Origin of the sequence: Paraburkholderia sp. SIMBA_027 (assembly GCF_046535315.1) — a bacterium.
Classification (GTDB): Bacteria; Pseudomonadota; Gammaproteobacteria; order Burkholderiales; family Burkholderiaceae; genus Paraburkholderia; species Paraburkholderia tropica.
On record NZ_JAWRWY010000015.1, the window covers coordinates 217,129 to 240,784 of the forward strand.

Below are 23,656 nucleotides of genomic sequence, written 5' to 3' on the forward strand. Positions count from 1 at the left end.
CGCCTTGACTTCGATTTAGATGACGACTAGCATCTAAATCATCGAATCACGGAGCAGGCGCATCATGAGGAAATCGAGGGCCGAAACCGCCGAAACGCGCGAGCGCATCGTGGCGGTCGCCGCCGAGGCATTCCGGGCCGACGGCATTCACGCCACCGGCGTCGCCGACGTAATGGCCGCAGCGGGCCTGTCGCACGGCGGCTTCTACCGCCATTTCGAATCGAAGGATCAACTGGTCGCCGAGGCCTGCGAGGCCGGGTTGAGCGGCATCGTCGGCACGCTCGCGGCTGCCGTGCAAGGGCAGGCGGGCGAGGACGCATTCAAGGCCGTGGTCGACGCCTATCTCTCGACCGACCATCGCGACGCGCCCGGGCGCGGTTGCCCGATCGCGGGCATGGGCAGCGAACTGGCGCGCGCGGACGACGCGACGCGTGACGTGGCCGCGCGCGGCATCGACGAACTGGTCGATCTGCTCGTCAGCCCCCGTGAGCGCGCGGGTGAAGGCGATGACGCGCAAGCGGACCGTTCGCGTGCGCTGCTTGCGTTCGCGGCCATGGTGGGCGGGCTCACGCTGTCGCGCATCGTCGCGGACCCGGAGGCTTCGGCCTCGCTGCTGAACACGATCAAACAACAACTCGAAACGATCTGAACGAGCGGTGCGTATCGCGCGTTGCATTTTTTTACTGCCGTATGTGCATATGCACTAATAAGGATATCGAATCGATAGCCGATTCTTTGTCCGCATCTGAACCCAACCTGAACGGAGAGTCATCATGGAAAAGCGCAAATACCTGATTACCGGCGCGACCGGCAAAACCGGCGTCTACACGGTCAACAATCTGCTGGCGGCGGGCCACGAGGTTCGCGCCATGGTTCACGGCGAGGACGCGCGCAGCGCCGCGCTGCGCGAGGCGGGCGCCGAAGTGGTGGTGGGCGATCTGCTCGATCACGACGATCTGCTTCGTGCGACCGATGGCGTGACGGGCGCGTATCTGTGCTACCCGGTGCGTCCGGGCTTCATTCAAGGCACCGCGTATTTCGCAGACGCCGCGCGCCGCGCGGGCCTCGACGTGGTCGTGGAAATGTCACAAATCTCCGCGCGTGAAGATGCGAAAAGCCATGCTGCCCGCGATCACTGGATTGCCGAGCGTGTGCTCGACTGGTCGGGCGTGCCGACGGTTCACATTCGTCCGACGTTCTTTTCGGAATGGCTGATTTTCCCGTGGGTGCGCGACACGATCGTCAAGGAAGGCCAGATCACGCTGCCTTATGGCGAAGGGCGTCACGCACCGATCGCGGCGGAAGATCAGGCGCGCTTCATCACGGCGGTGCTCACGCAGCCGTCCGCGCATATCGGCAAGGCTTACGAGCTGTGCGGGCCGGTCGAACTCGATCATCACGAGATCGCGCAGAAGATCAGCGAAGTCATCGGCCGGAAGATTGTCTATAACCCCTGCACGCTGGACGACTATCGTGCGCATTTGCAACGCTACGATTTGCCGGAGTTTGCGATCCAGCATTTCATTGAAGTGGCCGTCGATTACCGCAATGGTGTGTTTAAAGGCAGCGACCATATTATCGAGCAGGTGACTGGCAAGGCGCCGCAAACCGTTGAAGCATTCGTGCGCGCCAATAGTCAGCTTTTTTCAGGGTGATTCGTGCTGAACGCCCGCTCGCGGATGAGCGGACGTTCGCGTGTTTATCGCTGGCGGCGAATTGCCTTAAAGCGTTCACGTGAACGTCAAATAGCCGTCATGTCCGCGCGCCGGCCTTGAGCCATCGGGGACTCACGCGTGCCGGCGTTCCATATATTGGGGAAACTCCCAAATCGCATCACCCTTCCACGCGGATTTAACAAAGTTAGAATGAAATCTCTAGGTCGCAAATGCAACGGCGGGACGGCGGCCTGAACTGTGTGCGCGAGCGTACATAACGACGACGGCGAAGTAGAGGAGGCGGACATGGAGCAATCCTGGATCGGGCTGGCGGCCGGTGCAATCGTGCTGGCGTTGGTAGCGATGTCCACGCGTGCGCACTATCGCCGGGAACGCCGACGCGCTGACTTGCTGCGTCATCTGGATCATCACGACTGGTGCCGCTGGACGCGAGTACGTCGTTAGTCATCCTGATAGAAATTCAGGGGTGGTTATTGTGCACACAACGGGGGCAATCGTGGGCTATGACTTCGCGGAGAAGGATCTGGCGCACATCCAGAATATCCTGGGCCATCTCGAGCATACGGCCGGGAAAGACAGCGCCGCGGCGACCGGCGCAGGCATCAGCCTGAACTACTGGCGCGCGCGAGTGCGAACCTTGCTGGCCATGCCGCTTTTGCCGATTCACATCGAAAAGCAGGCGAAAGCACTGCTTGCGCGTCTCGATCGTCTCGAAGACTCGCGACGGTGTGCGACGCCGGGTTGACGGGCCGGGCGGGAATCGAAATTGCTGCCTGGTCTTTCGGCCCGTTGAATGGTGTGCATCATGTTGCGCAACTACGAGTACGAAGGTTACGCGTTCGAAGTGTCCGTCGAGTCCGGCGTCATGGTCGGCTCCGTGCCTCATGCGCTCAAGCGTGGGGGCTATGTGGCAGTCGTCACCCTCTATTGGCGGGGCGAGGTAGTCTCAGTGTTTTCTCCATTGAGATTCGGCGATATTGGCGGTCGTCCGTTCGCCACCGATATCGACGCGCTCATGGGCGGTTATAGCGCCGCACGAAAAATCGTCGATGATTTTTTTCTTCACGCGCCCGTTAAAACGCCGAAATAAACCGGGCAAACGTTTGCCAAAACTTGAGGCGTTTGCTCAAGTAAAGCACGACGTCCTTGCTGAATCCATCATTGCGATAAACGAAAAAGTGATTCGGCGACGATGCGCCAATATCACCGTAAAGTTTTCGTGTGGTCTGACGATAAGCACAGGGATAAACAAAAATGACCAGCAGTCTCCATGCTTACTCAGGAAGAGAAAACCGTACTCGATATCATGGGCACGCAGCCGGATCGCGCGTGGCCTTCGAATATTCTTAAGGAAGCGGTGCTGGCGCGGCTGCCGGAGTTGGGCGAGAAGACCGTGCGCCGGTTATTTGTGAAGCTCGAAGAAGATGCATTGATCGAGCGCGACGGCAACGGCCGCAATACCACGTGGATACTGCTCGCGCGCGGGCCGAGCGAAACCATTCGGCCGACCGTCGATATTTCGCTGGCTCTGCTGAAACTGCGTCAACTCGCGCGACACCATTTGCCGCCGGGAAAAATCGGCGACTTCCGGGAATATCTCGCGGGCGCGAATCGCGTGCTCGGTGTGCCGCCGCTCGACTCCCGCACGCGCGACGCACAGGCCTGGATCGGCAAGACCGCGCGCGTCGCGCCCGGTTATCCGGTGCTTGAACCGGAAATCGACGAGACCGTGTTCGATACGGCGTGCGCTGCGCTCTATCGCGACGAAACGCTGCACATCACCTATCGATCCGCCGACGCGAGCGAAGGCGCCACGCGCGATTATCTCGTGCTGCCGTATGCGATCGTCGAGAAAGCGCCGTTCTGGTATCTGGTCGTGAGTCTGCGCCGTTCGAGCGGCGCGCAGGGTGCGCCCTTCCTGCTACGCATGGACCGTGTGCAATCGGTCGCACCGCGCGGCTACGATTTGAAGCGCGATACGAATTTCGATCTCGCCGCGTTCATTCGCAGCGAACGCGTTTTCGAATGGTTTCCGGAAATGCCCGAGCGGTGCGTGTTGCGCGTGACGGAGACGAATGGCATTCCGAGTGCGTTTCGCGCGGCGCGTCTCTCGGACGATCAGGTGATCGAGGAAGTTGCGGGCGGTTTTATTCTCACGGCGACACTCACGCCTTCGCGCGCGTTGCGCAATCTGCTGCTCGAACACGCGCCCACGGTGGAACTGCTTTCGCCAGCGCACCTGCGTGCGGAGATTGCCCAGACGCTGATGGCGGCGGCTACACGCTATGCGACGCCTTATGGGAATTCCGACGTGGACTCCGACGTCGACGCTTACACCGCGCCCTGAGCGCGCTGCACCGCCACGCACTTGATTTCCACGAGCAAGCCTGGATGCGCGAGTTCGGCTACGCCGATCGCCGTCCAGGCGCAGGTTCCGCGCGGGAAAACGCGATTCTTCACCTCGCGAAAGACGGCCATGTGCGCCTGCATCTGAACGTGATATGTCGTCATGTCGACGATATCGTCGAATGTGCAGCCCGCCGCCTCCAGCACGATACGCAGATTGTCCCAGCACGCGCGGAACTGCGCCTCGGGATCGGCGATCACGTCGAGGTCGGCGGTGCGCCCGACTTGTCCGGCGCAATAGACGGTTGCGCCAACCTTCACGGCGGGCGCGTAGCCCGCGCGCTCGACAATGCGCTGCATGGCAGGCGGAATGATGACTTCACGGTCGGTCATGAACCCGATCCTTCGGTAAAAGCAGGCTGGGCGTATTTCAAACCCGCGCGCCAATCGCGCCGCAATCGCCCGTATAGTGCGCTGTCGCTGATATCGTCGCCGACGATCCAGCGTTCGCGCAACAGACCTTCGCGCACGAAATCGAGCCGCTCCAGCACGCGCGCGGAAGCAAGATTGCGCGGATCGATATCGGCTTCGAGGCGATGGAGCTTCGCGATATCGAACGCGTAATCGACGACGGCCGCCGCCGCCTCGCTCATATAGCCTTTGCCCCAATGCCGCCGTTGCAGGCTGAAGCCAATTTCGGCGCGGCGGCATTGTGCGTTCAGATGAAAGAGATCGCAACCGCCGATGACTTCGCCGCTATCCAGCGTCTCAATGGCGCTCACGAACACTTCGCCGTTGGCGGCCGATTGCAGGACTTTCTCGATGCGCGCTTCGGCTTCGTGCGCGTGCTGCATGGGCGCGAACGAAAAATAGCGCATGGCTTGTGCGTCGGACCAGATGGCGAAGAACGCGCGCGTCGGTTTGTTCGAGCGGGCGCACGCGCAGGCGTGCCGTGATCAGCGTGACAGGTTCGAACATGGCGAGCAATATCCGCGTGTGAATGGCGCAGGATATTTCAACCCCTGGCATTTAGCAATTCGCGAACGGGTTGATTGCCAGCATGCGCGCCCGAATGCGCGCGATTCCTTTAGAAGAACCTCGGCAGCAGCCGAAAACGCACGCGCTCGCGATAATCACGGTAGGCGGGATCGTTTGACAACAGCCGCTCTTCGCGCACGATACGGCTGATTTGCAGCGCCCAGAGGCACAGAATCACCGCGAGGTTTCTGATGCCGAAATTCGGCAGCAGAAAGCCAATATCTCGGATGAAATAGCCGAGATAAACCGGATGCCGGACCCATCGATAAGGTCCATTCACGACCACGCCGCGATTGCCCGGCAGCAGCCCGAATGAGCGGCGCAGACAGAGTTTCGCCCAGATCGAAAACAGCACGCCGCCGATTTGCAGCGTGGCGCCCACGGTATCCGGCAGCAGATGAATACCGGGCCGCAACTGGACAAACAGAAAATACCAGCTCGCGCCAAACGTTACGAAGATGCTGAACGGATGCCAGTCGCGCGCACGCGGCAGGCGCGCCATCAACGAGACGGCAATCGTCACGGCTTCGCCAATCGCGAGAATCAGCAAGGTAATGCGCGATTCGTCGAGTCGATACTGTTTCAGCAGCGTGTGGAGAAAGAGGAGCAGCAGGAGTACGCTGCCGGTCCGCAACACGATTTCCAGGGCGATTGCCGATGCCGTTGCGCCGCGCGTAGCCGCAGCGTCCGCCTTGGGCGGATCGGACAGGGTCGCGGGTGCAGGTGGGGACATGGATCGGCGCTCGACAAACTCGGGTTGGCTGCCGCAATAGCGGCGCGATGACGACAGTTCATGCAATAACGGTCGCCGAATTCGATTTCTGTAGGGAATCGTAAGGCGTTGTAGTGAGTTGCGCCATTGATCACCCGTGCCGCATATAGCTATTCCGGCGATGGTCTGGCGTATCGAAGGCGACTGTTCAGTAAGCACTTCGTCGTAAACAGATTGAAAAGCAGCGCGAAGCGTTACGCGCTGTAAGGACACACCGGGGACGTAGAACGGATACGCTTCAGTGATGGCGATCGGCAGCGGGTCGGGCCGCACGAGATACGGCGTGATGCGCGCGCATATCGTCGAAATGAACAGCACGGCGATGCCGCGATGTTTTCCGCCTGTCGATACGCAGTGAATCGGTATCGACGAAACGGTTTGAATTCGCCGCACGGCTATGCGTGCGCGAATTCAATGACGCTCAATGCGCGAGCGCCCAGATCAGCGAACCTGAAAACAAGGCCACGACCACCGACGCACAGCGCTGGATAATCGCGGGCCGCAACAGCGGCAGACGGCCTTCGCGTGGCGCCGCGCCAATGGCAATCCACGCGCAGCCAATTGGAATCAGCAGAATCGCGAATAACGCCATGGCTTCCAGCCAGATTGAAAACGTGGCGAATGCCGCGGGCGGAAAAATCGAACCCGCAAACAGAATGGCTTTCGGATTGAGCACCGTCGCGCTAAACAGCGTGCGCGGGCCAATCACTTTAACGTTCGATGTTTCGATCGAATCGGCCGTGAGCCACAGACGTATTGCAAGCCACGCGAGATACAGGCTGCTGGCCACGCGCAGAATCTTGGGCAACCAGCTCAGCGATTGCGAAGCGTGCGTGAAGCAGAGGCCCCAGACCGTAATCGAGACGAGATAACCGGCCAGTTCGAAAGCGGTCAGATGCGCGGAGCGCCGAAAACCCAGTCTCAAGCCGGCGGCGGCGAGCAGGGTGTTGGTCGGTCCGGGCATGAGCAGCACGATCGCGCAGCCCGACGCCATCAGCGCGGCAGAGGAAAGGGTGAACATGAGGTGAGCACGAGTGACCGATACAAGCGTGCCGGCCCGCATCGAGCGAGCAGCGGGGCGGCAAAAAGGCAGAGTAGCCGCCAGAAGCGCGCAACCTTGCCGTGAGCCCGACATTTTACGACTTTCGCGGCCGCTGCCTGGTTTATTGCCGGGCTTCACGTTTTTGCGCGCAGAGTGCCATGACTATAAAGTTGCTAACGCAGCCATATAAGGGGCGGAACGGAGCGGCGCGCGGATTCAGACTATGCGGAATGAATCGTATTGACGAATTGGGCTATTTCTGCCGTCAATTTGAAGGTGATGTTAAAACATTGTTAAGCCATTGATTTAAAAGTGAGTATTGATTATAGTCGCGGAATTCTAAAATATTTCGGCGATATCCCTAAATAAAGCTCATGAGATGCCGTTAAAGTGAGCGCGAGATCTCGCCCCTGCCTTGACGCGGGGCGGGAACAATAAACATACACCGTTCGGGGCGCGACACACTCGCTTGTGTCGCCAAGACCACCTCCTATGCCTGATTTAGCCTGGACCGTGCCCGTGGCGCGATGGTCCTTCTGGTCTTCCACTTCGGAAAGCCCGCCGGCTGTTGCATTCGTCGACCCGATGATGCGCCGCCGGCTGAGTTCGCTTTCGCGGATGGCCCTGAAAGTGGCGGGCGATTGCGTCGATGCGAGCACGCCGGTGCGCGTGGTGTTCGCGTCGCGGCATGGCGAGTTGCGCCGCACGACCGACATTCTGGGCGACATCGAAGCCAGCAAACCGGTCTCGCCGAATGCGTTCAGTCTTTCGGTGCTCAACGCCATGTCGGGGTTGTTCGGCATCGCGCGCGGCGACCGTTCCGCCGCCACGGCGGTCTCGGCCGGCGCTGAAACGCTGGGCTACGCGCTGCTCGAAGCGCACGCGCAATACGCGAGCGAGCCGGGCGCGCCGGTCCTCGTGATTTACGCCGACGAACCGGCGCACGCGCGTTACGGCGATATCGAACAGGAAGTGCAGGGCGGCGCGTTCGCGTTGCTGCTCGATGCGGGCGAGTCTTCGCAAGGCCGCCTCGCGTGCTCGGTGGCGCCCGATGCTTCTACGCAAACTCATACGCAAAATCCCGCTTCGATCCGCAAATTCGCGACGCAGAGCGAAGCGCTGCATCACTGCCTGAGCGCGGGCGAAAGTGCTGCGTGGGACGGCGCGGGCGGCACATGGCAATGGAGCTGGCATGCCGGCACGGCTTGATTACGGCTGGCGTCTGTTCGCCACGGCGCTCAGTTTCGTGGTGTTCGGCGTGTGCGGGCTGCTGTTTTCGCTGGTCGCGTTTCCGCTTGCGTGCGTCTGGCCGCATCGCGCGTCGCGTCAGCGCGCCATGTCGGCCATCATTCACGCGTTCTTCCGCGCGCTCGTGGCCGCGTTGCAGCGCATGGGCGTCATGAAGCTCGACGTCGAAGGCGTGCAGGCGCTGCGCTCGGGCACGCCCGCCATCGTGGTCGCGAACCATCCCACTTATCTCGACGTGGTCGTGCTGCTTGCGCTGATGCCGTCGGCCTGCTGCGTCGTCAAGAACGCGCACTGGAGCAATCCGTGTCTGTGGGGCATCGTGCGCGCGGCCGAGTACGTGAGCAACGCCGATCCGCAGGGCTTCGTGGAAGACTGCGCGCGCCAGCTCGCGAACGGCTACAGCATGATCATTTTTCCCGAAGGCTCGCGCAGTCCCGCGCCGAATCGTCTGCATGCGTTTTCGCGCGGTTTCGCGCATACGGCGCTGGAGGCCGGCGTGCCGATCCAGCCGGTGCTGATGCACTGCGACCCGCCCGCCTTCACCAAGCAGATGCGCTGGTATCACGTGCCGGAGCGGCCCTTTCGTATGACCGTGAACGTGCTGGCGCCCATCGGCGTGGAGCGGCTCGCGCCGCGCGAGATGCCCTCGGCGCTCGCTGCACGCAACGTCACGCGCGCCATCGAGGCGCACATCACCCAGTACCTGTTCGACTATGGATTCTTTAAAACTGGAAATTAAGCAGCTCCTGATCGAGGCGCTCGATCTGGAGCACCTCACGCCAGCCGATATCGACGACGACGCACCGCTGTTCGATACCGACGGCGTGGGGCTCGATTCGATCGACGCACTGGAGATCGGCATCGTGCTGCGCCAACACTATCAACTGACCATCGCTGCCGACGACGAAAACGTACGCGGCCATTTTCGTTCGATCACCACGCTCGCGGCGCTGGTCGCGGGTCATCGCAACGAAAACGAAACGCTGGAAGCCACTGCAGGCAAGGGGGATTGAATCATGAACGACGCAGAAATTCTCGGGCGCATCCGCGAGATCTTTCAGGAAAATTTCGACATCGAGCCGTCGCGCGTCACGCCTGAAGCGCACCTGTTCGAAGAGCTGGATCTCGACAGCATCGACGCCGTCGATCTGGCGATCAAGCTGCAGGAAATGACGGGCCGCCGCATCAAGCCGGAAGAGTTCAAGTCGGTGCGCACGGTGGGCGACGTGATCGCCGCTGTGGAGTCGCTGCTCGCGACCCAGGCTTGAGGCCGTCCGTGACCGTTCGTTCCGCGCACGCCGACGCGCCGCTCGCGCCCGTCGCCGCGCGTGCGCCGGGCAAGCTGCGGCTGCTCGCCAATCTCGCGTATCCCGTCGTGATTCTGTGCGCGTGGCGCTGGGAGTCGCCGCGTCTCGTCGGGCTGATGCTGCTCGCGCTGCTCTGGCTGCAACGCGTGGCGGGCACCGGCGCGATCGCGGCGCAACTGCGCAAGCTCACGCGCGTGGATTGGGCCGTGGCCATTACGCTGAACCTTGCTTCGGTGGCGATCGTGTTTACCGATAGCGCGCGGATCATGCGTCTGTATCCCGCATTCGTGAATCTCGGGCTGCTCGTCGCGTTCGGTGCGACGCTCGTCAAAGGTCCGTCGATGATCGAGAAGTTCGCGCAGCGGACCTATCCCGAACCGCCCGCGCATATCGTGCGCTATACGCGCCGCGTCACGCAGCTCTGGTGCGTATTCTTCGCCGCGAATGGCGCGTTTTCCGCGTGGACGGCGTTCGCCTGGCCGCCGAAACTGTGGTCGCTCTATAACGGGGCGCTCGCGTATGCGCTGATCGGCCTGCTGATCGTGGGCGAGATCGCGTGGCGCAAATGGATCATGCTGCCGCGCGCGGCGCGACAGGAGGCGCTGTGATCGCGCTGCACGCATTGCTCGCGGCGTCGGCGCGCGAGGCGCAGACGGTGGTCTGCATCGAAGGCGCGAGCGTCACGCGTTTCGCGACGTTTCAGGCGCAGGCGCGTGCGATTGCCGCGCGTTTGCGCGAGCGCGACGCGCGACGCATCGCGCTCTGGAGCGAGGACCCTTACGTGTTCGCGTGCGCGCTGTTCGGCGTGTTCGCGGCGGGCAAGGTGCCGGTGATTCCGGCCAACGCCACGCCCGGTTATCTCGCCGATCTGCGCGACGCTTACGACGCGGTGCTCGACGACAGCGAATTCGCCGCGTGGTGCGCCGATGGCGCTGTTGCCGGATCGCCGTCGCTTGAAGCGAGCGAATCGAGCGAATGGTTTGAAGCGATCGACCCGCAAGCCCCGCTCACGCTGTTCACCTCGGGCAGCAGCGGCACGCCGAAGCCGGTCCACAAGACGCTCGCGCAATTCGACGCCGAGGTGCGCACGCTCGAAGCCGAATGGGGCGCGCTCCTCGGCGACGCGACCGTGCTCGCGAGCGTGCCGCATCACCATATCTACGGGCTGCTGTTCCGCGTGTTCTGGCCGCTGGCGGCGGGGCGGCCGTTCGATCGCGCGACCTGCGCCGATCCCGCGCAATTGCAGTCGCGGATCGCGCAATGCGGCGCGACCGTGGTGGTCTCGACGCCCGCGCAACTTTCGCGTTGGCCCGATTTGCCGGGCTTCGCGACGCTCGCGCCGGTGCCGCGCGCGTTTTTCTCGTCGGGCGGACCGCTCTCCGCCGATGCCGCGCTGCGTTACGCCGCGACGTTCGGCGACGCGCCGCTGGAAATCTACGGCAGCACGGAGACGGGCGGCATTGCGTGGCGCCGACAAAGCGAAACCGACGCCTGGACGCCCATGCACGGCATCGCCGTGCGCGCGGGCGCGGCGCTGGAATCCGGCGAATTCAGCGAAAGCAATGAGGTAAACGATGCGATCCACGGCGGCGCGCTCGAAGTCCGCTCGCCGCATCTGGGCCACGACGACTGGCATCGCACCGACGACCAGGCCGCGTTCGACGAAGCGGGCCGCTTCCGTCTGCGCGGCCGGCTCGACCGCGTGCTCAAGCTCGACGGCAAACGCGTCTCGCTCGGCGAACTGGAGAGTCGTCTGCTGCTGCATCCGGCGATTGCCGAGGTGCGGACCGCGCCGCTTGCGGGCGCGACGCGTCAGCGGATCGGCGCGCTCGTCGTGCTGTCCGTGCAAGGCCGCGAGATCTTGCGCCGCGAAGGTCGCGTGGCGCTCGTGAAGGCGTTGCGTCGTCATCTCGCCGCGTATTTCGATGCGGTCGTGCTGCCGCGTCACTGGCGCATCCGTCGTGCGCTGCCGGTCGATGCGCGCGGCAAGATTCAGGCGCGCGCCGTGGCGCAGGCGTTCGCCGCGCGCGAAGAAGGCTTCGAACTGCTCGCGGAATGGGACGAGACCGACCCCACCCATCAAGCCGATCAACCGCCTGCTTTGCCCGCCCGTGTCTTCGAAATGCGCGTGCCGCTGACGCTCGAACATTTTGCAGGCCACTTTCCCGGCTTGCCGATCCTGCCGGGCGTGGTGCAGGTGGACTGGTCGCTGCGTTTCGCCGACGAATGGGTGCCGGGCGCACGCGCGCTCGCCACGATCGAGCAGCTGAAATTCATGGCGCCGGTGCCGCCGGGCGTTGTGCTCAAGCTCGTGCTCAGGCACGACGCGCCGCGCCGCCGCATCGCGTTCGCGTGGCGCTTCGGCGAGCGAGACTGCGCCTCGGGCGTCGTCGTGTACCGGGAGCCCGCATGAACCTCGCGGCCTGCATCGTCATTCCGATTTACAACCACAAGGACGCGATCGGCGGCACGGTGGCGAATCTGGTCGTGCACGGCCTGCCGTTGTTCGTCGTCGACGATGGCAGCGACGCAGCCACGCAACAGGTGCTCGCCGATCTCGCGCAGCACCACGCGGACCGGCTCACGCTGCTGCGTCTGCCCGTGAACGGCGGCAAGGGCGCGGCGGTGATGGCGGGGCTGCGCGCCGCGCGCGACGCGGGCTACACGCACGCCTTGCAGATCGACGCCGACGGCCAGCACGACGCCGCCGACGTGCCGCGCTTTCTCGCCGCCGCCGCCGCGCATCCGCGCGCGGTCGTGCTCGGCCAGCCCGTCTACGACGAGAGCGTGCCGAAGGCGCGCCTCTACGGCCGCTATCTGACGCATGTGTGGGTGTGGATCGAGACGCTGTCGTTCACGATCCGCGATTCGATGTGCGGCTTCCGGCTTTATCCGCTCGATCTCGCCTGCGCGCTGATCGACAGCGTGAAGCTGCCCGAGCGCATGGACTTCGACATCGAAATTCTGGTGCGGCTGTACTGGCGGCGCGTCGAGTTCGTGTCGATTCCCACGGCCGTGACGTACGCCACCGATGGCGTCTCGCATTTCGACGTGCTCTGGGACAACGTGCGGATCAGCCGCAGCCACACGCGGCTCGTCGCGGGCATGCTCGCGCGTCTGCCGCTGCTGCTTGCGCACAAGGTCTTGCCGCGGCGTCGCGAAAGTGAAAACGAAAACGCAGCCGCAGCCGCAGACGCAAACGCGAGCACCGCGCCCTGGTGGCGGCGCGCCGAGCGCGGCAGCCGTCTCGGCATGAGCCTGCTCGCGCTGAGCTGCCGCCTGTTCGGGCGGCGCTTTACGTCGCTCTGGCTGCATCCTATCGTCGCGTATTTTCTGCTCACGGGCCGTCCGGCGCGCGAGGCGTCGCAGCGCTATTTCGTGCAGCTCGCGCACGCCGCGCCGCAGTCCGGCACGCCGCGCCCCGGCTGGCTCAGTTCGTACCGGCACATGCTCGCGTTTGCGCAATCGGGCTTCGACAAGCTCGCCGCATGGACCGGCCGTGTGGATTTTTCCGACGTCGAAATCGACGACGCCCGCGCGCTCGATGCGCTGCTCGCCAGCGGACGCGGCGCGCTCGTGATCGGCTCGCATCTCGGCAATCTGGAAATGGCGCGCGCGCTCGCCGTGCGCGGCGCGCAGACGAGGGTGACCGCCATCGTCTACACCGAGCACGCGAAGCGCTTCAACAGCGTGCTGGCGGGCGCGAACCGCGATTTCACGCAGCATCTGGTGCCGGTGAGCGACTTCGGGCCGCAGACCGCGCTGATGATGCAGGAGCGCATCGAACGCGGCGAGCTGCTGGTGATCGTCGGCGACCGCACGCCCGCGCACGAAAGCGGACGTCTGACCGAAGCGCAGTTTCTCGGCGCGACCGCGCCGTTCGCGCAAGGGCCGTACGTGCTCGCGCATGCGCTCGCGTGTCCCGTCTATCTGCTGTTCTGCCTGAAGGAGCGCAGCGGCTACCGGCTCTATTTCGAGCCGTTCGCCGAGCGCATCGAGCTGCCGCGACGCGGCCGCGCGGAACATATCGCGGACTGGGCGCAGCGCTTCGCGAGCCGCCTCGAACACCATTGCCGCAAGGCGCCTTATCAATGGTTCAACTTTTACGATTTCTGGGCGCGCCCCAGTGGGAAGACGAATGGCCGAACATGACCTGAGCGCCGACATGAGCCAAGACATGCGCCACGACCGCGTCGCGACCGCCGCCGTGGTGATCGGCGGCCGCCGTCTGACGATCGAGGACGTGGTGGCGGTCGCGCGCGAAGGCGCCGCCGTGCAACTCAGCGGCGACGCTGCCTGGCGCGCGCGCATCGCGCGCGGCGCGGAGTTCCTGCGTCGTCATCTCGATGCGGGCGCAACGGTCTACGGCGTCAACACGGGTTACGGCGACGCCTGCGTGGTCGACGTGCCGATGGCGCTCGTCGAGGCGCTGCCGCTGCAACTCACGCGTTATCACGGCTGCGGCATGGGCGAGTATCTCGACGATGCGTCCGCGCTCGCCGTGATCGCCGCGCGTCTGAATTCGCTCGCGTACGGGCTCTCGGGCGTGCGTCCGGTGCTGCTCGAACGTCTCGCCGATCTCATCAATCATCGCGTGCTGCCGCGCATTCCCGCCGAAGGTTCGGTGGGCGCGAGCGGCGATCTCACGCCGCTGTCGTACGTGGCGGCGGCGCTGGCGGGCGAGCGCGAGGTGCAGTTTCGCGGCGCGTCGTGCAGCGCGCGCGACGCCTGGCAGACGCTCGGCCACGCGCCGCTTACGCTCGCGCCCAAGGAAGGGCTCGCGCTGATGAACGGCACGGCCGTCATGACCGGCCTCGCATGCCTCGCGTTCGCGCGCGCGGCGCAGCTCGCGCGCCTGAGCGCGCGCCTCACCGCGCTCGCGACGGTGGCGCTCGACGGTCGCGCCGCGCATTTCGATCCGCTGATCTTCGAAGCCAAGCCGCATGCCGGGCAGGGCGAGGCGGCCGCGTGGATTCGCGCCGATCTCGCCGGGCGTCCGGACACGCCGGGCCATCGCCTGCAGGACCGCTATTCGATCCGCTGCGCGCCGCACGTGATCGGTGTGCTCGGCGACGCGCTGACGTGGATGCGCCGCGACATCGAAAACGAACTGAACAGCGCCAACGACAATCCGCTGATCGATCCCGACGGCGAGCGCGTGCTGCACGGCGGCAACTTCTACGGCGGCCATATCGCGTTCGCGATGGACGGCCTGAAGAACGCCGTCGCGAATCTCGCCGATCTGATGGATCGCCAGCTCGCGCTGCTCGTCGACGACAAATTCAACAACGGCCTGCCGCGCAACCTCACGGGCGCGAGCGCCGCGCGCGCGCCGATCAATCACGGCTTCAAGGCCGTGCAGATTTCGTCGTCGGCGTGGACGGCGGAAGCGCTCAAGCACACGATGCCCGCGAGCGTGTTTTCGCGTTCGACCGAAGCGCACAACCAGGACAAGGTGAGCATGGGCACGATTGCGGCTCGCGACTGTCTGCGCGTGCTGCAACTGACCGAGCAGGTCGCGGCGGCGCACGCGCTCGCCACCGTGCAGGCCGCGCAATTGCGTCTGCGCGGCAACGCCGCCACCGTGATTCCCGCGCCGCTGCGCGCGTTCATGACGGACGTGGCGACGGTGTCGCCGTTCGTCGACGAAGACCGCGCGCTCGAACACGAACTGCGCGCGATGACGGCGAAAATCGCCGCGGGCGATTTCATCGGCGTTGAGGGCGGCAAGCGTGAAGGAGACGCAGCATGAGCGGGGCGGACAAAGCGGTATTGAGCGCGAGCGCAACGGTTGAAGTGCCGTTCCACGACGTCGATGCAATGAACGTCTGCTGGCACGGCCACTATCTGAAGTACTTCGAATTCGGCCGCGCGGCGCTGCTGCGCAAGTTCGATTACGACTATCGCGAGATGCAGGCCTCAGGCTATGTGTGGCCCGTGGTCGAGGCGCATTTGAAGTACGTGCGTCCGGCCATTTACGGGCAGCAGATCGAGGTCTGCGCACATCTGCTCGAACACGAAAATCGCCTGAAAATAGGCTACGAAATCTTCGATTGCGTCACGCGCGCGCGACTTACCAAGGGCTACACGATTCAGGTTGCGGTGAACGCCGCGACGCAGGAATTGCAGTTCGTTTCACCGCCGTGCGTGCAGGAGAAACTGGAGCGCGCATGGGCACGTTGATTTGCCGTGCGACGCTTGCTGGATTGATGGCGATTCAGGTTGCGTGTCTGCCTGCGTATGCGGCAACATCGGCGCCATCGGCATCGTCGGGTTCAAACGCATCGAACGACGCCGACGCGGCGCTCGTTTCGCAGATCGCGGCACGCCTTGCGCAAGCGAAAGGCGTGCGTGCGCGCTTCACGCAAACGCAGACGCTGGCCGCGCTCAAGACGCCGCTCGTCAGCACGGGATCGCTGCTGTTTTTCCGCGATCGCGGCGTGATCTGGCAAATCGACACGCCCTATAAAAAGACCTGGGTGATGAGCGACGCGGGCATGATCGCGATCGACGCGACCGGTCAGCGCGTGGCGAACAACAGCGCGCAGAGTGCGCGCGGCGCGGCCGAAATCGCGAAGATGATGCGCGCGATGCTCGGCGGCGACCTCAGCGGGCTCTACACGCAATTCGACGTCCAGGCGCGCGGCACGCCCGCGCGCTGGCAGATGCGCCTCGTGCCGCGCCAGCCGCAGATCGCGCAGGCGCTGCGCGGCATCGAAATGGACGGCGGCGAGTTCCTGCAAGGCTTGCGCATCACGCTCGCGAACGGCGACGTCACGCAGTACGCGTTCAGCGGCAGCGCGCCCGTGAGCGAACTCGCGCCCGCCGACCAGAAACTGTTCGGAACGCCGTAGTGACATCGCCCGAGCTTCACACCGCACCCGTCGAACGCACCGCTCGCACCGCGCGCCGGCAGTGGGCGCTGCGCGCCGCCTGGCTGTTGCTTGCCGTGGTCGCCGCGCTCTATTGCGGCTGGCGTTTCGCGGGGCCGTCGCCGTTGCAGACGAATCTGCTCGCGCTGCTGCCCGCGACCGAAGCCGATCCCGTTGCCGAAGAAGCCGTCGATCAACTCGCGAACGTGCTCGGCAATCGCGCGGTGCTGCTGGTTTCCAGCGACGACGACGCGCACGCGAAAGCGGCGGCGCTGGAACTGGGCGCGTCGCTGAGCGCGAGCCACGCCTTCGCTTCGGTGACCGCGCGCATTCCGCCGTTCGACCTCGGACGCATCGCGCGCTTCTACATGCCGTACCGCTTCGGCCTGCTCACGCCCGACGATCGCGCGAGCTTGACGAACGCCACGGGCGGTCAGGCCGCGTTGCTCAACGCGCTGACCGAGCGCCTCTACGGCCTGCCGGGCGCGGGCCTTTCGACCTCGCTCGCCGACGATCCGTTCGGCTGGCTCCAGCACTGGCTGTCGGGCTTGCCGCTCGCGGCGTCGAATCTGACCGTCGAGGACGGCTTGCTGGTCGCGCATCGCGGCGCGACCACGAGCGTGCTGGTGGTCGGCACGCTGACGGGATCGGCGTATGAATCGTCGGTGCAGCAAAACGTGCTGCGCGCCGTGGCGCAAGGCGAAAACGCGCTCAAGTCGGCGTGGCCCGACGTCAGCGTCGCGCGCACGGGCGCGGTGTTCTACGCCGAGTCGGCGCGGCGCGCCTCGGAGCGCGACGTGCACGTGATCGGCATCGTCTCGGCCGTTGGCATTGCGTTGCTGATGCTCTGGATCTTCCGCTCGCCGCGTCTCATCGCGCTGGGTTTCGTGTCGACGGGACTGGGCATTCTGTGCGCGCTCGCGGCGACCCTGCTGATCTTCGGCAAGCTGCATCTGCTCACGCTGGTGTTCGGCGCGAGTCTGATCGGCGAGGCCGTCGATTATTCGATTCAGTATTTCGTCGTCTATCTGGGCGCGCGCGAGCAGTGGAACGCGCGGCGCGGCGCGCGCGAGGTGATGCCCGCGCTGGCGGTCGCGTTCGGCACGAGTCTGCTCGGCTACGCGATCCTGACCTTCGCGCCGTTCCCGGCGCTCAAGCAGATCGCGTGCTTCGCGATCGTCGGCATTTTTACGGCCTTTGCTTCGGTGATCGGCTTGCTGCCGAGCCTGATGACGCGACCCGCGCGCCGCAGTCCGCGCACGCTGTTCGCCGCGGCCGCCGCCGCGCTCGCGCGATGGCAGGCGCTGATCGGCGGGCGTCGCGCATGGTTCGTCGCGCTCGCGCTGGCGATCGTGGCCGCGCCAGGCTGGCTGCAACTGCGCAGCGACGACGACATTCATCTGCTGATTCAGCGCGATGCTTCGCTGGTCGCGCAGGAACGCGTGGTGAGCCGCGCGGTCGGCGTCGACAACAGCGCGCAGTTCTTCGTCGTGCGCGGCGCGTCGCCGGAAGACGTGCTCGAACGCGCCGAAGCGCTGTGCGCGAAGCTGGGCACGCTCACGGGCGCGTCCGCCGTGAGCGGCTGGCAGTCGGTCACGTCGTTCGTGCCGTCCGCCAAACAGCAGCGCGCCGATCGCGCCGTGCTGGCCGCGCACGCTTTCGACGATCCGGCCGCGTTGCGCGCGATGCTGAACGCGGCGGGTTTCCGCGACGAGATCGTGCAGGCATGGCCGCGCGCGTGGGCGCAATCCGATGGCAAAACGCTGAGCGTGGACGCATGGCTCGCCGAGCCGTGGTCGCAACCGTTCCGCCATCTGTGGCTCGGCCGTTCCGCGAGCACGCCGGGCGCGTTCGCGGCAGTCGTGATTCCGCAAGGCGTGTCGAATGCGAACGAACCCGCCTTGCGCGCGCTCGCCCCGACGCTGCCGGGCGTGAGCTTCGTCGACAAGGCGGCGAGCGTCTCGCATCTGTTCGGCGTCTACCGCGAGGACGGCGCGCTGTGGCTCGCGGGCGCGCTCGTGCTGGTGCTCGCGCTGCTGACACTGCGTTACGGCTGGCGCGCGGCGTTCGCGGTCGCGTTGCCGGTGTGGCTCGCGATCGGCGTGACGCTGGCCGTGTTCGGCTATGCGCACGTGCGCATCAACCTCTTTCATATGCTGGCGCTGATGCTCGTGCTCGGCGTCGGCGCGAACTACGCGGTGTTTCTGCGCGAAGGCGCGATGCGCGCGAACGCCGACACGGGCGCGGTCTGGACCGGCGTGCTGCTGTCCGCCGCCACGACGCTGCTGTCGTTCGGCATGCTCGCGATGACCTCGATGCCCGCGCTCAAGAGCTTCGGCGCGACGCTGTCGCTCGGCATCATGGTGTCGGTCCTGCTCGCGCCGGTCGGCATGCCTTCGAATTCACGGAGAACGAATTGATGGCGCAAGCCGCTTTTCAGGCAGCGCATCGGCCAACTTCGCAGCCGGTGTATCTGCACGCGCTCGGCATGGTCAACGCGCTCGGCGACGACGTGAGCGCCATCGCCGCCGCGCTCGCACGCGGCGAAGCGCCCGGCATGGGCCCGATCCGCACGCGCATCGGCGAGGCCTTTGCGGGCCGCGTGCTCGCATCGCTCGATCAGGCCGCGTTCGCGCCGCCCGCCGCGCTCGCGCACTACGACTGCCGCAACAATCGTCTGCTGCTGGCGGCGCTGGCGCAGATCCGGCCCGCCATCGACGCGGCCTGCGAGCGCTTCGGCGCGGGTCGCGTCGGCGTGGTGCTGGGCACGAGCACGTCGGGCATCGGTGCGGTCGAAGCCACTTTCGCCGACGCCGAGGCAAAGAACACGAAGTCCTTCGACTACCGCCAGATGGAAATCGGCTCGGTCGCGCCGTTTGCCGCCGCCGCGCTCGGCCTCGGCGGCCCGGCGTTCACGATCTCCACGGCCTGCACGTCCAGCGCGAAGGCCTTCGCAGCCGCGCGCCGTCTGCTGCGCGCGCAGTTGTGCGACGCGGTGGTGGTTGGCGGCGTCGACACGCTCTGCGAACTCACGCTGCAAGGCTTCGCCTCGCTCGAATCGACGAGCGCCGTGCGCACCAATCCGATGAGCGCAAACCGGCGCGGCATCAATATCGGCGAAGGCGCGGCGGTGTTTCTGATGAGCCGCGAAGAAGGCCCGGTGCGCTTCGCCGGCGCGGGCGAATCGAGCGACGCGCATCACATCTCCGCGCCCGATCCGCAAGGTGCGGGCGGCGAGATCGCGTTGCGCGCGGCGCTGGCGGACGCGGGCATCGACGCGCGCGCGATCGGCTACGTCAACCTGCACGCCACCGCGACGCTCAAGAACGATCAGATGGAAGCGCACCTGATGGCGCGCGTGTTTCCCGACGGCGTGGCCGTGAGCGGCACCAAACCGTTCACGGGCCACACGCTCGGCGCGGCGGGCGCGACCGAAGCGGGTCTTGCGTGGCTGACGCTCGCTCGCGACGACGTCGCGCTGCCGCGTCATCGGTGGGACGGCCAGGCCGACGCGACGCTGCCGCCGCTCGACTTCGTCGAGTCCGCGCGTTATCTGCCGCGCGGCGCGGGCGCGCAAAGCCAATACGTGATGAGCAATTCGTTCGCGTTCGGCGGCAGCAACATTTCCCTGGTGCTCGCACGATGACCGACTCCCTGAACGCCGCGACGGGCGGCGAGATCTTTCCGCCGATCGACGCGATCATTCCACATCGCGGCACGATGCTGCTGCTCGATGCCGTGTGCGCGTGCAGCGACGAATCGCTGAGCGCCGAAGCCAGCGTGCGCGCCGACGCATGGTACGCCGATGCGCAGGGCGCGATGCCCGCGTGGATCGGCATCGAACTGATGGCGCAGGCGATCGCGGCCCACGTGGGCCTGCTGTCGATGCGCGCGGGCGAGGCGGCGCGCCCCGGCGTGCTGCTCGGCACGCGCCGCTTCACGGCGCTGCGCGACGCGTTCGCGGCCGGCGCGCCGCTGCGCGTGAGCGTGAACGAACTGCTGCGCAGCGACGAAGGCCACGGCGCCTACGGCTGCACCATCGAACAGGATGGCGTGCTGTGCGCCGAGGCCACGATCAAGGTGTATCAGCCGCACGATTTTCAGACTTTCATCGAGGAAAACTCCCGAGCATGAGCCAGACTCCGAGCCCGACCACGATCCGGCGTGTACTCGTGACCGGCGCGAGCCGCGGCATTGGCCGCGCGATCGCCTATCAACTGGCCGCCGACGGCTTCGCCGTCACCGTGCATTGCCGCACGGGCCTGAAAGAAGCGCAGGCGGTGACCGCCGGCATCGCCGCGCAGGGCGGTTCGGCCGGCGTGCTGCAATTCGACGTGCGCGATCGCGCCGCCTGCCGCGCCGCGCTCGAAGCCGATGTGGCCGCGCACGGCGCGTACTACGGCATCGTCTGCTGCGCGGGCGTGACGCGCGACGCCGCCTTCCCCGCACTGACCGACGAAGACTGGGACATCGTGCTGGAAACCGGCCTCGACGCCTTCTACAACGTCGTGCATCCGCTCGTCATGCCGATGGTGCGCGCGCGCAAGGGCGGCCGCATCGTCACGGTGGCGTCGGTGTCGGGCGTCACGGGCAATCGCGGGCAGGTCAACTACAGCGCCGCGAAGGCGGGCCTGATCGGCGCGACCAAGGCGCTCGCTGTCGAGCTGGCCACGCGCAACATCACCGTCAACAGCGTCGCGCCCGGTCTCGTCGATACCGGCATGCTCGACGAGGTGCCGCTCGATCACGCGCTCAAGGCCGTGCCGATGAACCGCGTGGGCCAGCCCGCCGAAGTGGCCGCGGTGGTCGGCTTCCTGATGTCGGATGCGGCGTCCTACGTCACGCGCCAGGTCATCGGCGTGAACGGAGGGATGGTCTGATGAAGCGCGTCGTGGTGACGGGCATGGGCGGCGTGACCGCGCTCGGCGATCGTTGGGAGCAGGTCGAGGCCGCGCTCGAACGCGGCGTGAATGCGGTGCGGCGCGTGCACGACTGGGATTACATCGAGGCGCTGCACACGCGTCTCGCCTCGCCGCTGCCGGCGTTCGAAACGCCCGACTACTATCCGCGCAAGAAGACGCGCTCGATGGGGCCGGTCTCGCTCTACGCGGTGCGCGCGAGCGAATACGCGCTGGCGGACGCGGGCCTGCTCGACGATGCGTCGATCAAGGACGGCCGCATGGGCGTGGCGTACGGTTCGTCCGCGGGCTCGGTGGAACCCGTGCGCGCGTTCGGCAAGATGCTCGAAACCGGCTCGATGAGCGACGTCACGTCGAACAGCTACGTGCAGATGATGCCGCACACCACGGCGGTCAACGTGAGCCTCTTCTGGGACCTGAAAGGCCGCATTGTGCCGACGTCGTGCGCGTGCGCCTCGGGCAGCCAGGCGATCGGCTACGCCTACGAAATGATCGCGAACGGCAAGCAGACGCTGATGCTCGCGGGCGGCGCCGAGGAACTCTCGGGGCCGGGCGTGGCCGTGTTCGACATGCTCTACGCCACGAGCACCCGCAACGACGATCCGCACACCACGCCGCGTCCGTTCGACGCCGCGCGCGACGGCCTCGTGGTTGGCGAAGGCGCGGCCACGCTCGTGCTCGAAGAGTATGAGCACGCGGTGGCGCGCGGCGCGCGCATTCACGCGGAAGTCGTGGGCTTCGGCTGCAACTCGGATGGCGCGCACATCACGCAGCCCACGGCGGCGACGATGGCGGTGGCGATGCGCCAGGCGCTCGCCGACGCGCAACTCGCGCCCGAGGCAATTGCCTACGTGAACGCGCACGGCACCTCGACCGATCGCGGCGACATCGCCGAAAGCCACGCGACCGCGGAGACGTTCGGCGCGCGCATGCCGATCAGTTCGCTCAAGAGCTATATCGGCCATACGCTCGGCGCGTGCGGCGCGATCGAAGCGTGGTGGACGATTGAAATGATGAAGCGCAATCGCTACGCGCCCACGCTGAATCTGCACGAAGTCGATCCGGCCTGCGCGCCGCTCGACTACATCATGGGCGCGCCGCGCGAGATCGACGCCGATTACGTGATGAGCAATAACTTCGCGTTCGGCGGCGTGAACACGTCGTTGATCTTCAAGCGCGTCCGGTGAGCATGCAGGCAAGGTTGGCATCGAACGGATTGCAGCGCGTGGTCGTGACGGGCATGGGCATCGTCTCGTGCCTCGGCAACACGCTCGACGGCGTGTCCGCGCGGCTGCGCGAAGGACGCGGCGGCATCACTCGCATGGCGGCGTGGCGAGAGCGCGGCTTCGGAAGCCAGGTGGCGGCGGTCGCGTCGGTGGACGACGAGACGCCGTTCGCGCGCAAGGCCGAGCGCTTCATGGGCGACACGGCGCGCTTTGCGTGTCACGCGGCGCGCAGCGCCATCGACGACGCAGGGCTCGACGAAGCCGTGTTGCGGCAGCCGCGCGTGGGTGCGGTGGTGGGTTCGGGCGTCGGCACGATGTCGGCCTACGACGCGGCGATGGCGTGCGCGAATTCGCGCGGCGTGGATCGCGTGCCGCCCTATACGGTGCCGCAGGCGATGAGCAGCACGGCGTCGGCGAATCTCGCGCACGTGTTCGGTATGGAAGGCGTGACGTACTCGCCGTCGTCGGCGTGCACGACGTCCGCGCTGGCGATCGGCCAGGCGATGCAACTGATCCAGACCGGCCGCCAGGACATCGTGCTCGCGGGCGGCAGCGAAGCGCTGCACGACAACATGACGCTGATGTTCGACGCGATGGGCGCGCTCTCGCGCGGCTTCAACGACACGCCCGAACGCGCGTCGCGGCCGTACGACACGCAGCGCGACGGCTTCGTGATCGGCTCGGGCGCGGGCGTGCTGGTGCTCGAATCGCTCGAACATGCGCGCTCGCGCGGCGCGCGCATCCACGCGGAGCTGACGGGTTTCGGCCATTGCACGGATGGCGCGCAGATGGTCGCGCCGCAAGCGGGCGGCATCGCGCGCGCGATGCGCGCGGCGCTCGCGGAGTCCGCGTGCCGTCCCGACTACATCAACACGCATGCGCCTTCCACGCCTTCGGGCGATGTCGAGGAACTGCTCGCGCTGCGTGACGTATTCGGCGCGGACGTGCCCGCATTTTCGTCGACGAAAGCGCTCAGCGGTCATCCGCTCGGCGCGTGCGGCGCGCACGAAGCGATCTACACCTTGCTGATGATGCGCGACGGTCATCTCGCGGGCTCAGTGGGGATCGGCGAACTCGATCCGCTGGCCGCGAGCATGCCGCTCGTGCGCGTCACGCGCGAGGCGCGGATCGAATCGGCGATGTCGGTGTCGTTCGGGTTTGGCGGCAGTTGCGCCAGCCTGATGTTTCGCACGCTGAATCTGTCATGAGC

At 65.8% G+C, this 23,656-nt stretch carries 24 protein-coding genes and 1 pseudogene; 21 read left to right on the forward strand and 4 right to left on the reverse strand.

The features are described from left to right. The first annotated feature begins 64 nt into the window (after positions 1–64). The 5 genes from SB764_RS27425 (at position 65) to SB764_RS27445 (ending at position 4,023) form a co-directional block, all read left to right on the forward strand. Positions 65–649 (forward strand): TetR/AcrR family transcriptional regulator, encoded by a 585-nt coding sequence (locus SB764_RS27425; protein WP_410865690.1) that lies wholly within the window; start codon positions 65–67, stop codon positions 647–649. A gap of 124 nt (positions 650–773) precedes the next feature. Next, positions 774–1,655 carry an NAD(P)H-binding protein gene (locus tag SB764_RS27430; RefSeq protein ID WP_410865692.1) on the forward strand — a complete coding sequence of 294 codons (882 nt, stop codon included), beginning with the start codon at positions 774–776 and terminating at the stop codon, positions 1,653–1,655. Between the two features lie 373 nt (positions 1,656–2,028). Beyond that, positions 2,029–2,421, forward strand: a complete 393-nt coding sequence (locus SB764_RS27435) for a hypothetical protein (RefSeq protein WP_156773773.1) — start codon at positions 2,029–2,031, stop codon at positions 2,419–2,421. Positions 2,422–2,481: 60 nt separating this feature from the next. Continuing rightward, complete coding sequence (locus SB764_RS27440) at positions 2,482–2,766, forward strand: hypothetical protein (RefSeq protein ID WP_410865694.1); 285 nt, start codon at positions 2,482–2,484, stop codon at positions 2,764–2,766. Between the two features lie 180 nt (positions 2,767–2,946). Then, positions 2,947–4,023, forward strand: coding sequence for a helix-turn-helix transcriptional regulator (locus tag SB764_RS27445; protein WP_065060845.1), 1,077 nt, complete (start codon positions 2,947–2,949; stop codon positions 4,021–4,023). On the opposite strand, the gene SB764_RS27450 is transcribed toward SB764_RS27445, so the two are convergent. The 4 genes and pseudogenes from SB764_RS27450 to SB764_RS27465 all read right to left on the reverse strand — a co-directional run bounded on the left by SB764_RS27450 (position 4,008) and on the right by SB764_RS27465 (position 7,012). Further along, complete coding sequence (locus SB764_RS27450; protein ID WP_065060844.1) at positions 4,008–4,415, reverse strand: RidA family protein; 408 nt, start codon at positions 4,413–4,415, stop codon at positions 4,008–4,010. The genes SB764_RS27445 and SB764_RS27450 overlap by 16 nt on opposite strands. After that, positions 4,412–5,051: pseudogene (locus SB764_RS27455) on the reverse strand (GNAT family N-acetyltransferase). Before SB764_RS27455 ends, SB764_RS27450 begins: the two are co-directional and overlap by 4 nt. Before the next feature lie 58 nt (positions 5,052–5,109). After that, a complete protein-coding gene (locus tag SB764_RS27460) occupies positions 5,110–6,225 on the reverse strand; it encodes an isoprenylcysteine carboxylmethyltransferase family protein (RefSeq protein ID WP_322004222.1) in 1,116 nt (371 codons plus the stop codon). A 28-nt stretch (positions 6,226–6,253) separates the two neighbouring features. Next, positions 6,254–7,012, reverse strand: coding sequence for a LysE family translocator (locus SB764_RS27465; RefSeq protein WP_309251713.1), 759 nt, complete (start codon positions 7,010–7,012; stop codon positions 6,254–6,256). A gap of 354 nt (positions 7,013–7,366) precedes the next feature. Between SB764_RS27465 and SB764_RS27470 the strand changes: the two genes are divergently transcribed. Genes SB764_RS27470 through SB764_RS27545 form a run of 16 tightly spaced genes read left to right on the forward strand, consistent with a single transcriptional unit; the run spans position 7,367 to position 23,654 of the window. Further along, complete coding sequence (locus SB764_RS27470; protein ID WP_110327256.1) at positions 7,367–8,083, forward strand: beta-ketoacyl synthase chain length factor; 717 nt, start codon at positions 7,367–7,369, stop codon at positions 8,081–8,083. After that, a complete protein-coding gene (locus tag SB764_RS27475; RefSeq protein ID WP_074982029.1) occupies positions 8,067–8,861 on the forward strand; it encodes a lysophospholipid acyltransferase family protein in 795 nt (264 codons plus the stop codon). The genes SB764_RS27470 and SB764_RS27475 overlap by 17 nt, the downstream gene beginning before the upstream one ends. Then, positions 8,836–9,135 carry a phosphopantetheine-binding protein gene (locus tag SB764_RS27480; RefSeq protein ID WP_065060840.1) on the forward strand — a complete coding sequence of 100 codons (300 nt, stop codon included), beginning with the start codon at positions 8,836–8,838 and terminating at the stop codon, positions 9,133–9,135. The genes SB764_RS27475 and SB764_RS27480 overlap by 26 nt, the downstream gene beginning before the upstream one ends. Positions 9,136–9,138: 3 nt before the next feature. Next, complete coding sequence (locus SB764_RS27485) at positions 9,139–9,390, forward strand: acyl carrier protein (RefSeq protein ID WP_065060839.1); 252 nt, start codon at positions 9,139–9,141, stop codon at positions 9,388–9,390. A gap of 8 nt (positions 9,391–9,398) precedes the next feature. After that, positions 9,399–10,037 (forward strand): hypothetical protein, encoded by a 639-nt coding sequence (locus SB764_RS27490; protein WP_176081252.1) that lies wholly within the window; start codon positions 9,399–9,401, stop codon positions 10,035–10,037. Continuing rightward, on the forward strand, positions 10,034–11,842 hold the full coding sequence (locus SB764_RS27495; RefSeq protein ID WP_410865698.1) for an AMP-binding protein: 1,809 nt from the start codon (positions 10,034–10,036) through the stop codon (positions 11,840–11,842). Before SB764_RS27490 ends, SB764_RS27495 begins: the two co-directional genes overlap by 4 nt. Further along, positions 11,839–13,581 (forward strand): glycosyltransferase family 2 protein, encoded by a 1,743-nt coding sequence (locus tag SB764_RS27500; protein WP_410865700.1) that lies wholly within the window; start codon positions 11,839–11,841, stop codon positions 13,579–13,581. Before SB764_RS27495 ends, SB764_RS27500 begins: the two co-directional genes overlap by 4 nt. Next, the gene (hutH, locus tag SB764_RS27505; protein ID WP_074982034.1) at positions 13,568–15,181 is read left to right on the forward strand and encodes a histidine ammonia-lyase; all 1,614 of its coding nucleotides are present in this window, start codon (positions 13,568–13,570) and stop codon (positions 15,179–15,181) included. The genes SB764_RS27500 and hutH overlap by 14 nt, the downstream gene beginning before the upstream one ends. Continuing rightward, a complete protein-coding gene (locus tag SB764_RS27510) occupies positions 15,178–15,612 on the forward strand; it encodes an acyl-CoA thioesterase (protein ID WP_410865702.1) in 435 nt (144 codons plus the stop codon). Before hutH ends, SB764_RS27510 begins: the two co-directional genes overlap by 4 nt. Further along, positions 15,600–16,283: an outer membrane lipoprotein carrier protein LolA gene (locus SB764_RS27515; protein WP_410865704.1), complete on the forward strand. Its 684-nt coding sequence runs from the start codon at positions 15,600–15,602 to the stop codon at positions 16,281–16,283. The genes SB764_RS27510 and SB764_RS27515 overlap by 13 nt, the downstream gene beginning before the upstream one ends. Further along, positions 16,283–18,721, forward strand: a complete 2,439-nt coding sequence (locus tag SB764_RS27520; protein ID WP_410865706.1) for an MMPL family transporter — start codon at positions 16,283–16,285, stop codon at positions 18,719–18,721. The genes SB764_RS27515 and SB764_RS27520 overlap by 1 nt, the downstream gene beginning before the upstream one ends. After that, positions 18,721–19,947 carry a beta-ketoacyl-[acyl-carrier-protein] synthase family protein gene (locus SB764_RS27525; protein ID WP_321855199.1) on the forward strand — a complete coding sequence of 409 codons (1,227 nt, stop codon included), beginning with the start codon at positions 18,721–18,723 and terminating at the stop codon, positions 19,945–19,947. The genes SB764_RS27520 and SB764_RS27525 overlap by 1 nt, the downstream gene beginning before the upstream one ends. Further along, complete coding sequence (locus tag SB764_RS27530) at positions 19,944–20,435, forward strand: hotdog family protein (protein ID WP_110327262.1); 492 nt, start codon at positions 19,944–19,946, stop codon at positions 20,433–20,435. The genes SB764_RS27525 and SB764_RS27530 overlap by 4 nt, the downstream gene beginning before the upstream one ends. Continuing rightward, positions 20,432–21,181: a 3-ketoacyl-ACP reductase FabG2 gene (locus SB764_RS27535; protein WP_065060831.1), complete on the forward strand. Its 750-nt coding sequence runs from the start codon at positions 20,432–20,434 to the stop codon at positions 21,179–21,181. The genes SB764_RS27530 and SB764_RS27535 overlap by 4 nt, the downstream gene beginning before the upstream one ends. Beyond that, entirely contained in the window at positions 21,181–22,407 is a 1,227-nt protein-coding gene (locus SB764_RS27540; protein WP_321942360.1) for a beta-ketoacyl-ACP synthase, read from the forward strand. Before SB764_RS27535 ends, SB764_RS27540 begins: the two co-directional genes overlap by 1 nt. A 2-nt stretch (positions 22,408–22,409) precedes the next feature. Further along, positions 22,410–23,654, forward strand: a complete 1,245-nt coding sequence (locus SB764_RS27545) for a beta-ketoacyl synthase N-terminal-like domain-containing protein (RefSeq protein WP_410865709.1) — start codon at positions 22,410–22,412, stop codon at positions 23,652–23,654. Positions 23,655–23,656: the final 2 nt, after the last annotated feature.